This window comes from Cypionkella sp. (assembly GCF_030652235.1).
Classification (GTDB): domain Bacteria; phylum Pseudomonadota; class Alphaproteobacteria; order Rhodobacterales; family Rhodobacteraceae; genus Cypionkella.
The window spans coordinates 62,437-76,423 of sequence record NZ_JAUSBA010000063.1 but is presented as its reverse complement, the minus strand read 5'-3'; the positions used below and the strand labels follow the sequence as shown (position 1 = coordinate 76,423).

General features: G+C 56.2%; 12 protein-coding genes and 2 pseudogenes. 3 read left to right on the top strand and 11 right to left on the bottom strand.

Translation table 11 applies throughout. The features are described from left to right. Together Q7V03_RS20735 and Q7V03_RS20730 are read right to left on the bottom strand one after the other, a co-directional pair. Positions 1-430 (bottom strand): DNA cytosine methyltransferase (locus Q7V03_RS20735; protein ID WP_304927486.1); only part of this gene is annotated, 430 nt, incomplete at its 3' end. A gap of 22 nt (positions 431-452) precedes the next feature. Then, entirely contained in the window at positions 453-1,031 is a 579-nt protein-coding gene (locus Q7V03_RS20730) for a hypothetical protein (RefSeq protein WP_304927485.1), read from the bottom strand. Between the two features lie 116 nt (positions 1,032-1,147). Here Q7V03_RS20730 and Q7V03_RS20725 point away from each other — a divergent pair, with 116 nt between their 5' ends. Continuing rightward, complete coding sequence (locus Q7V03_RS20725; protein WP_304927484.1) at positions 1,148-4,114, top strand: ATP-binding protein; 2,967 nt, start codon at positions 1,148-1,150, stop codon at positions 4,112-4,114. A gap of 13 nt (positions 4,115-4,127) precedes the next feature. After that, complete coding sequence (locus Q7V03_RS20720) at positions 4,128-5,795, top strand: response regulator receiver domain (RefSeq protein WP_304927483.1); 1,668 nt, start codon at positions 4,128-4,130, stop codon at positions 5,793-5,795. Here Q7V03_RS20720 and Q7V03_RS20715 read toward each other — a convergent pair. The 7 genes and pseudogenes from Q7V03_RS20715 to Q7V03_RS20685 all read right to left on the bottom strand — a co-directional run bounded on the left by Q7V03_RS20715 (position 5,792) and on the right by Q7V03_RS20685 (position 10,341). After that, the gene (locus Q7V03_RS20715; RefSeq protein ID WP_304927482.1) at positions 5,792-6,916 is read right to left on the bottom strand and encodes a DNA cytosine methyltransferase; all 1,125 of its coding nucleotides are present in this window, start codon (positions 6,914-6,916) and stop codon (positions 5,792-5,794) included. The genes Q7V03_RS20720 and Q7V03_RS20715 overlap by 4 nt on opposite strands. Before the next feature lie 154 nt (positions 6,917-7,070). Then, positions 7,071-7,727, bottom strand: coding sequence for a hypothetical protein (locus Q7V03_RS20710; RefSeq protein WP_304927481.1), 657 nt, complete (start codon positions 7,725-7,727; stop codon positions 7,071-7,073). Then, positions 7,724-8,470 (bottom strand): DNA methyltransferase, encoded by a 747-nt coding sequence (locus tag Q7V03_RS20705; protein ID WP_304927480.1) that lies wholly within the window; start codon positions 8,468-8,470, stop codon positions 7,724-7,726. Before Q7V03_RS20705 ends, Q7V03_RS20710 begins: the two co-directional genes overlap by 4 nt. 7 nt (positions 8,471-8,477) lie before the next feature. Next, a pseudogene (locus Q7V03_RS20700) lies at positions 8,478-8,915 on the bottom strand (DNA cytosine methyltransferase); the annotation flags it as partial. A gap of 71 nt (positions 8,916-8,986) precedes the next feature. Further along, complete coding sequence (locus Q7V03_RS20695) at positions 8,987-9,352, bottom strand: hypothetical protein (protein WP_304927479.1); 366 nt, start codon at positions 9,350-9,352, stop codon at positions 8,987-8,989. Continuing rightward, positions 9,322-9,894: a phage tail tube protein gene (locus Q7V03_RS20690; protein ID WP_304927478.1), complete on the bottom strand. Its 573-nt coding sequence runs from the start codon at positions 9,892-9,894 to the stop codon at positions 9,322-9,324. The genes Q7V03_RS20695 and Q7V03_RS20690 overlap by 31 nt, the downstream gene beginning before the upstream one ends. A 24-nt stretch (positions 9,895-9,918) precedes the next feature. Then, on the bottom strand, positions 9,919-10,341 hold the full coding sequence (locus Q7V03_RS20685; protein WP_304927477.1) for an acyl-CoA transferase: 423 nt from the start codon (positions 10,339-10,341) through the stop codon (positions 9,919-9,921). A 589-nt stretch (positions 10,342-10,930) separates the two neighbouring features. Between Q7V03_RS20685 and Q7V03_RS20680 the strand changes: the two genes are divergently transcribed. Next, on the top strand, positions 10,931-12,187 hold the full coding sequence (locus tag Q7V03_RS20680) for a hypothetical protein (RefSeq protein ID WP_304927476.1): 1,257 nt from the start codon (positions 10,931-10,933) through the stop codon (positions 12,185-12,187). Positions 12,188-12,384: 197 nt separating this feature from the next. On the opposite strand, the pseudogene Q7V03_RS20675 reads toward Q7V03_RS20680, so the two are convergent. Beyond that, a pseudogene (locus Q7V03_RS20675) lies at positions 12,385-12,765 on the bottom strand (DUF6441 family protein); the annotation flags it as partial. After that, the gene (locus Q7V03_RS20670) at positions 12,747-13,985 is read right to left on the bottom strand and encodes a S49 family peptidase (RefSeq protein WP_304927487.1); all 1,239 of its coding nucleotides are present in this window, start codon (positions 13,983-13,985) and stop codon (positions 12,747-12,749) included. The pseudogene Q7V03_RS20675 and the gene Q7V03_RS20670, both read right to left, overlap by 19 nt. Positions 13,986-13,987 lie beyond the last annotated feature (2 nt).

Below are 13,987 nucleotides of genomic sequence, written 5' to 3'. Positions count from 1 at the left end.
TTGCATCAAACGCAGCAACCAGCTCGTTCAGAAACTGCTTGTGGTGGCCAAGTGTCAGGCCCTTAACATTCTCGAAGACAAACGTCCTTGCATCCAGTTCGCTGACGATCCGGACGAACTCGAGTACAAGGCAGTTCCGTGGGTCATCAAGAACCCGGTGGCCGATAAGTGAAAAGCCTTGGCACGGCGCGCCACCGAACACACAATCGACCGGACGCATTCCAAGCCCTGCTGCTAGCCGAATCTCCCGACCAGACAGCCGCTCGACAGATCGGGAAATGACCGCAGTTTGAGGGAAATTGAACTTGTGGGCGGCACAATGAACCGGGTCTATTTCTATTGCTGCCGCGACATCGAAGCCAGCCTGTTCGAAGCCCAAGCTCATGCCGCCTGCGCCCGCGAAAAGGTCCACTCCGATAGGTCTGCGCATACCAAACTCCCTTTACTCTTGCTCAAGCTATAGGTGGTTGGCTGATTTTGCCAGCAAAACCGTGTGTTACTGCCTCACTATGGTGGGTCGCGGTTTGTTGCGGCCAAGGCGTTATTCCTTTGCGACAAGGCCGCACTATCGGCCCTGTCACCGTCACCTCGACCTCCCGTAACATGCGACCTGCCAACAACACACCCCGCACCCAATCAAGTACGTGCCACCAATCCTCATAGCTGAGGCAGGCGGAGGCGATCTGCTCAGGATGTGGTCGCCAAGTGACCGGACATGCTAGCAGCTTGACAGTGCGCCACTTTGCGCGCGTCGGCACGCGTTCGGTGCCCACTACGACGGTGGTGGACCGCTCGCCATGCTGGTTGCGCTTGGCCTCAACCGGCACGCTGCGCGGCACGACGCCGGGCAGCCAGTCGGCTGTCATCCTCCAGCGCGTCAGTTCGGCGATGTAGATCGCCATGCGTTTGCCGCCCAAACTGTCGGGCATCCTTGCCAAGGTTGCAGCCACGATCTCGGCATCATCGTAGGTGTGGGGCTGAGATTCATGGCACGCGCGGTCGACATAGCCCCCATATGGCAACTGAAGCATCTCAGATTAACCGGCTGCTAAGTACTACCACCTTGGCAGACGCAGATTGAACAGATACCGTCGGGCTGGAGAAACACGGGCTTCACTGCTCAAGAGCAAGTCGGACATCATTTCTAGTGGCAAAATTTCACATCAGAGCAAGAACCATTGATCTTCTTGGTCGACAGCAAATCGCCAATATCTCCACCGCAATAAGTGAGCTGTTCAAGAACGCTCATGACGCTTATGCCAAGACTGCTGAAGTCGACTACTTTCGGGACGATGGACTTTTTGTCTTACGAGACGATGGGCTTGGAATGACGCGGAAGGACTTTGAGGAGCGTTGGCTCACTCTTGGTACTGACAGCAAAGTCGGTTCGTTTTCTGGCCTCAAACGCCCCCCAGTAGATGGTGAACAAGATCGCCGTCCGCTTCTCGGCGAGAAGGGCATAGGTCGTCTTGCGATCGCAGTCATCGGCAGGCAAGTGCTGGTGTTAACCCGCGCAAAAGTTGACGGGAAAGCCGAAGAAAGCATCACCGCAGCCTACATCCATTGGGGTCTATTTGAACTTCCTGGGATAGACCTCGACGAAATCGTCATCCCGCTAGAGACTTTCAAAGCAGACACGTTGCCCAACTTGCAAGATGTGCAACAAATGGTCGCAAAAGCACGCGAGAATCTTGAGATCTTATCGAGCCGTATCGACGAAAAGGTCGCAAACGGTATTCGTCAGGACATGAGTTCCTTCAAGGTTGACCCCCGCGATGCAGCAACCTACCTTGGTCAGCCTGGCTTCGAAGCGGACGGTACCGGAACGCATTTCTATATTTTCCCAGCTGACGAGATTATCCAAGAAGATATTGACGATCGGGATGAATCAACAAAGGCTACAAGATTCGAAAAAAACCTTATTGGTTTTACAAATACTATGACGCCTGACTTCCGGAAGCCGAAAATTGTAACTCGCTTTAGAGATCATACTGATGAAGGCGAGCCGCAAGAGAGAGTTGGGGAAAAAGCATTCTTCAGTCCTCAAGAATTCAATCAGGTCGACCATCATATCCGAGGGCGATTTGATGAGTATGGACAATTCCGAGGGAAAGTTGGCGTATATCAAACGCTTCCTACAGAATATATTCTCAATTGGCAGAACACAGATAACAAGCAGACTAGCTGCGGGCCCTTCGATTTCTCAATTGCTGTAATCCAACCTATGTTAGCAGATTCATTAGTTGAACCGACTGAACATGCAAAAATAAAGCGTAAACTTGATCGCCACGGCGGCGTGTACATCTACAAAGATGGTGTCCGGGTTCAACCGTATGGAGGCCCTGACTTCGACTTTCTGGATGTCGAACGGAGGCGAACTCTGAAAGCTGGTACAGGCTACTACTCTTTCAGAAATATTATGGGAGCCGTAGAGCTAACCTCGCACGATAATCCCAACCTAGTAGAGAAAGCTGGAAGGGAAGGGTTCCGTGATGACAAAGCTTATCGTCAGTTTCGCAGCATATTGATCAACTTTTTTATCCAATCAGCGGCTGATTTCTTTCGAGATAAAGGCAAGTATTCAGAGGAATGGTTCGATAAGCGTCTTGAACTTCAACGTTTAGATGAAGTCCGAAAGAGGCGTGAGAAGCAGTCCAAGGGCAAGAAAGACAAGTTTGGCGAGCAGCTGGAGGTTTTTTTTAAGGTTGTTGACGCGGGAACGCTGCCAAAAATCATATCCGATACGGTGTCAAAATTTGAAGAGAACGTACGCTCCGAACTCGAAAGCAAAAAGACTCCACAACTTAAGGCGCTAGCAATTGGACGCTTGGAGGGCGAAGCAAAGTTGCGCTTGGATCAACTTCGCAAAGAGCACGCGATCTCAAAACCACGAGGCGTTGGTCTCAACACAGAGCTGCGCAACAATTGGGAGGCTTACCAAACAGAGATAGGCCGGATAACAAACGATCTAGTGTTGCCCGCAGAGAAGGCGATCGAGAGTATTGTCACAATCACAGTAACAAACAATAAGCTAAACCTAGAGCCAGCGTTGCGGTTGAATGCTGCGGTCCAGAAGCACACAAATGAGACCCTTTCGACAATGAAAGCCCTCCGGACGCAAACGGAAGAAGCGCTTACTGACTTAACTCGGACAGTAAGGGATACGACAAAAAATAGCTTTCGAACTGTATCTAAGGTCGTGGATGAAGTTCTCGCTGAACTCGAGGCCGTCAAAGGTAATAAGCAAGCGGAGTTCGACTTTTCCAAACAACGCGAGGCATTCGAAGTCCTTGTGTCTGGAGCGTTCGAAGCAGAGAGCGAAAAGCTGCGGAAAATCTACAGTCAACTTGAGGCAATTCTTGCATCGACTCAGTCCAGTGGGTCAGATCTCGTAGAGGTCACTGAAGCACTAGAAGAGGAAGTTGTAGCACTTCGGGAACGCCAAGAGGTTGATTTCGAACTTGCGCAAATTGGGATGGCACTTAACACGATTAACCATGAATTTGGTAAGACCGCCGGAAGTTTACGAGACGGCCTGAGGCGGATGAAGTCATGGGCACATGCAAATCCTGAAATGAAACGTCTTTATGATGACATGCGTGTCAATTTTGATCATTTGGACAGTTACTTGGCCTTGTTTAACCCGCTTGATCGAAAGCTGCAGTCTGTCGCTGTCGACATTAAAGGCAGCGACATATTTCGATTTGTCTCAGACTTGTTCGAGAAACGCCTTAAGCGCCACAACGTTCGCTTAGTCGCGGATGAAGGCTTCAAGACCCATACACTTCATGGTTTCCACGCGGACTTCTACCCGGTTTTCGTCAACTTGATCGATAATGCGATTTATTGGGCGTCTAGCGCACGAAAAGATCTTGGTATCATTGAACTTATTGAAAATAATGGGAATCTTTGCGTAAGAGATAACGGTCGCGGGGTGAGTAGTATTGATGTTCGCAACATCTTCGAGCTCAATTTTACTCGCAAACCAGGTGGCAGAGGTATGGGGTTACACATTTCACGGCAAGCTCTAGGGCGGCTTGGATACGAACTAAACATAGATCCCCAAATGCCAAATGGTGGGGCCTGTTTTCGCATTTCAAAAATAGCTCAATAGAAGATTTGTTCATATGACTTTTGCAGACGATCAGTACGAAGCCGCCAGGTCTTTCGCGTATACAATGATAGTAGTTGATGACGAACCAATAGGTGCTGGCATGGAAGCTGAGCCAGTCGTCAAAGTCAAAACGCCAGGTAGGGGCGATGTTACGACGGCTAAAGTTACAACAGGTGAGCCCGTGAGTCCTGAGCTTCATTCCTTGAAGACAAAGGAATTAATCAAGAGCGCACTAGAACTAGGCCTCGTTTGCTCCATTGTGAACCCTAAGGGTGATGAGGATAACGTTGCCAAGAGTGTCGCGAAGGCCGCTCTGAGAGCGGACATTGTCTCCTTGGACTGGCAAATGAATAATAACGATAACGGTTTGCTCGCTTCTGAAATAATCAAGGAAATCCTTTGCAAGGATGAAGAAATTGGAGGCCGACTCAGGTTAATTGCGATCTACACTGGCGATACTGATAAGCAAGGAATCCTCGATAATATTGCCGCGAGGCTTAACGCAACTACGGAAATCACCAGCCCCGTCGTGAAGAAGGATGATGAGCTAGCCAATTCATCTGGTTTACGTGTGATTTGGCGCCGAAAATCGTTGGGCAATGACAAACTTGCCGATGCGGTTTCTGAAGTGCAGTTACCGGATGAGCTGTTGAAGGCATTTGCTAAGCTCTCAAACGGGTTGCTCGCAAATGTAGCTCTCTCAACAATTTCTGCCATGCGTGACTCCACGCACCACCTGCTGAGTAAGTTTTCGCAGGAGCTAGATGGCCCATTCTTCCATCACCGAACTTTGTTAGAAAATTCTTCTGAGTCAATGGATTATGCGGTTTCTATCGTTATGAGCGCCATGAAGTCCGAAGTTGATAAGTCTCAGATTTCTAAGCGGTACGCAACAAAAGAGGCTATAAAGAGGCGACTCGAAGTGGCCGGAAAAGATACTTTTATTCTGCGCTACGAGCATGAGGGATCTGAAAAGCAGTTCCACTTTTCTTTGGATGAAGTCTTAACCATCATTGAGGGAAGCAACAGGGACAAATGGCCGCCCGAAATATTAACCGCTGCTAAAGCAAGAAATGAGAACAAGAACAACACGAAGCCACAAAATTCTTACCTCAAAAGTGACTTTTCGACGCTTTTTTCGGAGTCTCGAGATGCTGCCAATCAATCAATGATGCGGTTTTCGTTCTTAAGTAGTTCAAATTTGAGCGAGTTAAGCAAAGTTAGTCGTACTGTCTTGCCAAAGCTTGGTCTGGGATCAGTTCTCCATTCAGAACAAAGTGGTTATTTGCTATGCTTGCAAGCTTCCTGTGATGCTGCCCGTGGCGATGGGTTGTTCTTCTTTGTGCCACTGAATATCGTGAAGAGCTCCCCACATGTTGTCGTTCCTCATCTCGGGGCTAACGGTGAACCCAATTATATTGGCCTTGAAGTACCAGAAAATTGTTACACTAAATCTCTGACGATAAATTTTGGGAAAATTGACTCAGCAATCGGAGGTATTTCGATAAGTTTTGATGGAGACAGGAAAATTTTCTGCGTCAACTCTAATGCGAAGATCGAATATCGCTGGCTGGCAAACCTAAAGTACAAGCGAGCTTTAAGAATTTCGCAGGACGTCAGCCAGCACATGTCTAGGATTGGCTTTGATGAATTTGAACCATTCCGGAAAAAAAGACCCTAGCTTATTTGGGCGAAAGCTGAACTGATTGGTCCTGAATTAATCAGAGTTCTTGATATTTCGACCGCATGCCGCCTAATGAACTCTGGTGGCAGTGCGTTTCCAATCATTAGAGCAACCTTGCCGCGACCTTCGGTGAGGTCAAACTGATAATTGGGCGGAAAAGTTTGAAATAGTGCCGCTTCACGCAGACTAATTGCGCGGTCTTCTTCGGGATGAAGATAGCGCCCCTTTGAAGGGTTGCCACACCCGCCAGTCATCGTGGGTGAAACTTTGTCCCAAGACATTCGACCATAGACGTCACGAAAACCTGACATTTTATTTTTATGACACTGCAGTACCAAATGCTCCGGTAGGGCTGTTCTTGAACCACCATCTTTGGGAATGTTGCGGATAATCTCTAGCACATGAGCTGCCCTGTTTGGAACATGGTCATGCAAAGGGTCGCCAGTTTCGCCAACTGGTGCAAGACGAACGGCATCGAGGCATTTGCGAACTGTTATTGCTTCCGATTTTTCGGCTTGCCTGACTTGGCCAGTCTTAGACGCGAGCAAGATCATCCTATAGCGGCGCTGAGGAACACCGTATTCTGAAGCATCTTCTACTCGGATATTTTTCCGTCCCACCTTGTAACCAAGGACAGAAATTCGCTTCAAGAAAGTCTTCATCCGACTATCTCGTGCTAAAGCGGGTACATTCTCCATCATAATAGATCGAGGTGAAATGGCTTCAACAATTCGCAAAAACTCAAATAACAGATCGTTACGGTCATCTGCGACTGCGTTCGATTGCTTTCGAGTTCTGAGGGTTGAGAAGCCTTGGCAAGGAGGGCAGCCAGCTAATAAATCGAGCTCACCACGTTTTAGTCCAATACGTTTTAAAAGTTCAACAGCGCCAAGTTCACGAATGTCTTTGTTGAAACAGAAAACATCAGGGTGATTCAGACGATAAGTCGCTGCAGGAGTTTTCTCAAGCTCCACACCAGCAAGCACGGTGAAACCTGCTTGCCGCAAACCAAGGGTTAATCCGCCGGCACCACTAAAAAGATCCACGGCAGTCAGATAATTGGCTTGACCTAGGCTCAATTGATCTTCAACAACCGGTTCGGCTTTCCCTGGTTTCAAAATTTTGCGCCTAACCATATGACTTTAAACCATATTAAAGCTGAAGTGTCATACCCCGACTCAATGCCGTTCTCAAGCCGTTTTCGGTGTATTTTCACTTTGATATATGTTTTGTTGCCACGCAAGTATTTGTGCACCCAAATCATGGTTGAAATCACCGCTGCCATGGCCGCACCTTCGGCATCGCCGCTGTCAATTCCATCTCCCGCAGCATCCCGCCTGCCAGCAACCCATCCCGCACCCAATCCAGCGCCTGCCACCAATCCTCATATCCGCGCCGAGCAGATGCGATCTGTTCCAGGTGCGGTCGCCAAGTGACAGGGCAGGCGAGAACCTCCACGCTCCGCCAGCGCCCGCGGTGGAGCACCCGTTCGATGCCAACCACGACCGTGGTGGAACGCTCGCCATGCTGGTTGCTCTTGGTCTCAACTGGCACGCAGCGCGGCACCACGCCGGGCATCCAGTCGGGCGTCATCCCGGCGCGTGCCAGTTCGGCGATGTAGATCGCCATGCGTTTGCCGCCGAGGCTATCGGGCATTCCGGCTAAGGTCGCAGCCACGATCTCGGCATCCTCATGGGTGTAGGACTGCGATTTATGACCACCACCATCCACCTTGCACCCCAATCGCGCGCGCTGGATCAGCACGTATTCCATACCAAATCCGAAGCCTTCCTCTGACACATCCTTCGGCAAGGGCAGCTCCAGTTGGGCCTTTTCCACCCGGAACGCCCATTCCAGCACCGCCTGCACGCCCAGCGCTCGATTGACCTTCGTGCCGCCTGCGCGCCCGATCCGTCCCTGCATGCTCATGGCAGCATTCCTTCAAAGAGGTTCATCTGCGCTGGGCCTGTCGGCCCATCCAGTGGTCGCCAGATCCACGGGCCGGAGGCCATGGGCAGCTGCGAGAGCGCGCCACGCATGTGCTGCTGCCAGCGGGTGAACTCCGTTGCCGAGCAGGCGCAGAGCGCGTGACCGATGGGCCAACCCATCAACCAGCCGACGAACAGAGGGTTCAGCCGCCGCCGCGCCCGGGCTTTCAAGACCCTGCGCGACACGACACGCCCATGCGATGCAATCATAAAAGCCCACAGCGGGCGCGAGATCGGGGCGTGATGCGAGGGTTGCTGCCCAACCGGTGTGATCGCTTGGACCGGGCGGGTGAAACCCTGTTCCGCCCGATAGTGCAGGATATCCATCCGGCTTTTGCCATCGGCGCGGGTGATGCTGGCTGTGCTGCTGCCCTTCCAGTTCTGCGCCGCCGGTGTCGGCCACTGGATCGCCTGTGCACTCAGCTTCGGTTCGCCCCGGCTGTTGATCTTGCCGCGCAGCCGATCCATCTGGTCGTCGGCCACCGGTGTTTGCCATTGCGCCGCCTGCGCTGGCAGGGGTGGCATCCCGCCCGAGCCATATGTCTGGCCCGGCCCACCCTTCGCGCCATCCGTGGCTTTCGGGGTCGACCAGTTGCTGATGCCCAGGGCCAGCGCCTCCGCCTTGCGGGTGAAATCGCTGTTCCCCGCCGGGTTGTAGCGATCCGTGCCGGGATGCAAGCTCATCGGCGTGGGCCAGGATGAAGATGCGGAGCCGCTGGTGCGGCGCGCCGACTTCTGCCGCGCTGAACAAGCCCGCCGCAGGCGTGTAGCCCATGCCCCAAAGTTCTCGAAGGACGGTTTCAAGGCCGAGGGTGACGTGACCGGAGACGTTTTCAAGGAAGACCCATTCGGGGGAACATTCCCGGATGACGCGGGCGACTTCTGGCCAGAGGTGCCGTGGATCGTCAGCACCACCGCGCTTTCCAGCGGCGCTGAACGGCTGGCAGGGGTATCCGGCGAGGACGATGTCGAAAGCGCCGCGGAAGGGCCGCGCATCAAAACTTCGCAGATCATCCCAGATTGGAGCCGGGGCGAAATAGCCTGCGCGCTGGGCGGCGATGAGGACCGCGCGGGGCCAGTCCTCCCACTCGACGAAAGCTCGGGTGTGATAGCCGGGTTCCGCCAGCATGACGCCCAGATCCAAGCCTCCGCCGCCTGCGCAGAGGGACAATCCGTGCCGGGGACGTGACACCAGCCCATTCACCGCTCCAGCCGCTGCTGCAGGTGTTCCGGCGTGACAAGGCCGCGCGCCAGCATCAGTCCGCAGATCGAACTGGTGATCATTCCGGGCGGCAAATATTCCGCTGAGTTCACCTTGGCCGCGTAGAACGCGGCCTTTTCGTCATCGCTGGGCATCGGCTTCTGCGCGGCTTTGCGCTGACGCTTGGCTTTCTTGCTGTTGGCACTTGCTGCCACCGCAAGTGCATCGCGCTGGGCGGCCCGTTCCATGAACCGGTCGAGGGCTTTTGGCCCATCAGGCGGGTTGGGATGATCACCCCGGCTTTCAGTTGCGGTCTCGATGATGCGGACTTCACTCAGCCCGAGGTCATCCCGCCAGCGCTGCACATGGAGCCGTGCTGGCGATCCCTGCCACCAAGCGGGGAGGGCGGTGTTGGCGGCGAAGCCCAGCGCGCCCAACAGATCTGCGAAGAACCGATCAAAATCAGAATCTCGCGCTCGCGCATGGTCGCCGCCAAGTTGGCGCCAATGTTGACCTGATTGCCGGTCGCGCCAGACGCCACGAAGGTGAACACGGTTCCGTTGATCGTAAGGGTGCTGTTGACGGCTGGTTGCGCCGAGAAGGTGATCGCCCCGGTTGCAGCGACCGTGCCAGCGGTGGTTGGTGCGCCGAAGGCCGCCTTCAACCAGAAGCCGAAACCCACCGCATCGATCGGCACCTCGACATCGCCGTCCGTGGTAATCGCATCCAACAGTGGCGCGCGGGGATCGCGGCCATAGCCCAGCAGTTCCGAGGCCAGAAGCGGCTGTTCGGCCGCCAGCGAACAGGTGATGAAGGGCATCTGGGTAAAACCGGACCCCGGCGGGGTGCCGTAAACAGTCTCGAACGCAAGCGCCATCTGCGCCCGCGCTCCTTGTGCGCGTGCCATGTCAGTATCCTTTTGTGAGGGAAATCAGGTCAGTGGGTCATTTGTCGCGTAATGCAGCACGATGGTGATCACCGCCGCCTTCAGCGCTGCAGCGCCGTCAATCGGCAGATCGACTGGCTCCGGCGCTTCCGCTTCGACCCAGTCACAGAGACCACCCAACGTGCGGTCTGCCGCCAGTGCCGCGCCGATATCGGCCGTCAACGCATCGAACAGGGCGTCGCGTCCAGTTCCGGCTTGGATCACCACCTCCAGCTCGGCCCGGTGTTCGTAAAAATAAGTCAGCGGCGACAGCGTGACCTCCGGATCGCCCGGCTTGCCGTCGCGCAGGATGATCAGGCCCGTGGCAGGAATGCGTTCGGGCAGCACTTCGCCACGCAGCACTGAGACGGCAAGGGTTTGCAGCCGCGCGTGAAGGGCGGCTAGAATGGTTTCGCGGATGCTGGGCATTTGGTCTTTCCAAATCTGATGGCGTAGCCAACGACCGCAAGGAGCCCTTAGCCGACGGTCGTGCCCGCCACAGCGAACCTTCGCACTCAACCCATCGCGGGTTTCCGGTGCGGATCGTCAGACTCCGGGCTTGGCAGCCGGGTGGGGTTGCGGCCGCCACAGACGGGGGCCGGGCTATCATATGGGGCCGCCGCCATCATATGGCCGACCTCATAAGTTTCGATCACCCGCAGAAGCGCCGCAGCGGGGCCGCTGACGCGCCTCTGGCCATGTTCCCACTCCGGTGCCTGACCGGCTCATGCCCATCAGCGGGGCCATCTGGGCCTGTGTGAGCTTTGCCCGCGTCCTGATCTCGCGCGGATCGACCGAGGCGTGCACAATCGCAGAGCCTACGCCTTTGGCGTGGGCAAGAGCTTCCCCCGTGGCCTGACTCAGGCCGGATTAAGCGGCGAGTTGCCCCGACTGCTGGCTGGGCGCGTGCTGTAAGGCACAGTTGCGGGGCAATGCGGCATCGGCTGACCTAGATCATCGCGATTCTCTGAAAAACGATCCAGACATGGCCATCTTGTCCGTTAAATTGGAGGATAAAATGGCGAGAATACCAATGCGTCTGGCCCTTGCCGGAGTCATGGCCAGCCTTTTCACGACTGCCTCTTTTGGCGATTCCGCGTTCGAAAGCCAGTTTCAGACCTTGCTGGACAGCGCCCAGATCGACGCGGCACAGGCCCTTGCCCAAGACCGTCTTACCGCCAGCCCGCGCGATGCGCAGGCGCAGTTCGCGCTGGGCACAGCGCAGTTTCTGGGTGCGGTCGAGGGGCTGGGTCAGGCGCTTTATGACTACGGGCTGACGACGGCAAGGACACCTGATTACTACGCCGAGATCACGGACCTGCCCTTTCTGCGCCTGCCAGTCGGCGTAAACCTTGACTTGAAAAAGCGCTTCACCGCGCTGGCGTTCCGTCAGATTCTGGATGACTTCGATGACCAGTTGCTGGAGGCCGAAGCAACGCTGGCTTTGGTGCCGAAAGGGGCTGTGTCCCTGCCGCTGACGGTTCAGGGCATTGCCTTTGACTACAACCGCGATGGAAAGGTTGGCCACAATGAAACGCTGCCATCGCTGGTCTACGCCATCTCTGGCACCGACTTGAGTCCTAGCTTTCCCAAGGTCGGCTTTGACGAAAGCGATGTGACCTGGCTGCGCGGCTATGCCCATCTTCTGGCCGGGATCACCGATATCCTGCTCGCGCATGACTGGACCGAAACGGTCAATCAGACCTTTCAAGAGGCCTTTCCCAAGGCAGGTCTTCCGTCCGCAGCTTTGCTGGAGGGAAGGTTGCTAGGGCAGTGGCGCAACGAAGGCGGCATTGGCGATATCGTGGCCTTCGTGCATCTGTTCAACTGGCCAGTGCTGGAGCCAAAGCGCCTGCTTTCCGCACGCATGCATTTCCTGTCGATGATCCGGCTCAGCCGCGAAAGCTGGGTCTCGATCCGGGCCGAAACCGATGACGCGGGCGAATGGGTGCCCGGACCGCATCAGACCGGGCCATTTGCGAACCTGAAGGTCACCGAAGCCACCGTGGCGGGCTGGATGGATTTTCTCGATCAGGCAGAGGGCGTGCTGGAGGGGCGCTTGCTGCTGGCGCACTGGCGGTTCCCTGCGACCAAGGGGCTGAACCTGCGCCGGATGTTCGAAGAGCCGCGCACGCTGGACCCGGTCCTGATCCTGACCGGCCCGGGTGCCATTCCCTATATCGAAACCGGCCCGCTGGCGCCGGGTTCGACGTTTGGCACGGGGATGGACCTGCTTGGCGGGGGAATGCTGGCCTATTTCCTTTGGTTCAACTAGCGACATTCCCCAAGTGGCTTGCTGGTTGACAACAATGTCGGCTGAAGCCGCCCACTGGACAAGTGTTTTTCGTCCCGAGCGGCGTCTTCGGTTGCGGACACGCCTGGGGCTGGGCGGATCGGGCCGTGAACCCGGAGCATACTGGCCCGCCGCGCCGTTTTTCAGCGCGGCGAACGACCGCTTCGTCCATATAGCGGTCAATGGCCGATCCGCCCGTTCACCCAGTTGCGCACGATGCTGCCCGGAATGGCTGCCAGCGCCCGTTCTGCATCCCTCGCTAGATCCAGCCGCTTCGGCAGTTTAACCTGTCGCACCAGCAGGAAGATCGGTGCAGTCACCTGACCCTTCCCGGTTTTCGACTTGGAGACTGCCGCCTGACCGCGCGTGTTCAGCCGCACCGCATCCGCCACCAAAAGACTCGGCCCCCGGCTGCGATAGACAAAACGCAGGCGCAGGCCGGTCTTTTTCTCCCACATGGCCGGGGTGATGCGCTTGCCACCCAGCGCCTTTCCAGCGGCGGGCAATGGGATCGCCAGCCAGAAGCCATTGCTCGAGCGGATCAGCGGCCCGGTGTCATGCCCTTTTGCACCGCCTCGGCCACATCGATGTTCACACCGAGCCGCACCGCCTGTGCGCCAACTGTGGCCAGTTCCGCGGCTTCAGCGCGCACGAGGGCCACGGCCTCGCTGGGCGTAGGTGCGGGAGGAGCAAGCGCGGGCGTAGGAGCCGGGACGGGAGACGGCACGACCGTGACTGGCACGGCCTGATCCTCAGTTTCATCGTTGGCAGGGGCTTCGGTCGCGGTGGTTGCGTTGGGTTTCATCATCGACTCCTTGGAAAGGTGGGATTGTTGGGCGCGTCTGGGCCCAGCACTTCGGATCGGGCCGCGCCCATTCACGGCAGCGGCGAAGGTGGCAAAGGCGGATGCCGGGTCGGAGACTTCGTCGGCCAACCCGGCCGCCACGGCATCAGCGCCCCGATAGCACTCGGTTTCGGTGGCCAGCGCTGCTTCGGCGTTGAGGTAGCGTCCACGACCGGCTGCGACGGTCTGGGCGAAAAGCATGCGGATTGCGTCGATTTCCGATTGGATGCGGGCGCGCACTGGATCGGGCAGGGGCGCATAGGGGTTGCCGTCGACCTTGTGCGCGCCGGAATGGATCAGGGTGACGGTGACGCCCGCATCGGAAAGCTGGCCGCTGAGATCGGCATGCATTACCACCACGCCGATGCTGCCGACCGCCCCAGTGCGCGGGAGGATGATACGGTCAGCTTGCGACGCTAACGCGTAACCCGCCGAGAAGGCATGTTCGGCGACGAACGCCCAGACCGGCTTTGCACCCCTTGCCGAGCGGATGGCATCGGCCAGATCGAACACGCCCGCCACCTCACCGCCGAAGCTGTCGATCTCCAGCGCGATACCACGCACGGCAGGATCCGAGGCGGCAACGGCAAGTTGGGTAGCGATGCCTTCATAGGACGTCTGCCCGGACGACTGCCCGATCCATGCGCCGCGATGCACCAGCACACCGGAGACTTCAATCACGGCCACACCATCGACCATCGCAAAGGGTGTCTGGCCATCCTGTTGATATTGCTCAGCCAGGCCATTGGTCAGGATCCCGGCCCGAGCGGGCCGCGCCGCATGGGTCATATCTTCGGGTGCGACCTCAATCCCGGCCAGCCGCAATTGCCGCCCGGTGATGCGCGGCCCAAGCCCGGAGAGGAACGCCATGGCCTTTGACGGCTCGACCAGCAGGGGCGTGTTGAACGCCCGCTGGGCGATTTGAGCATGAAACATCA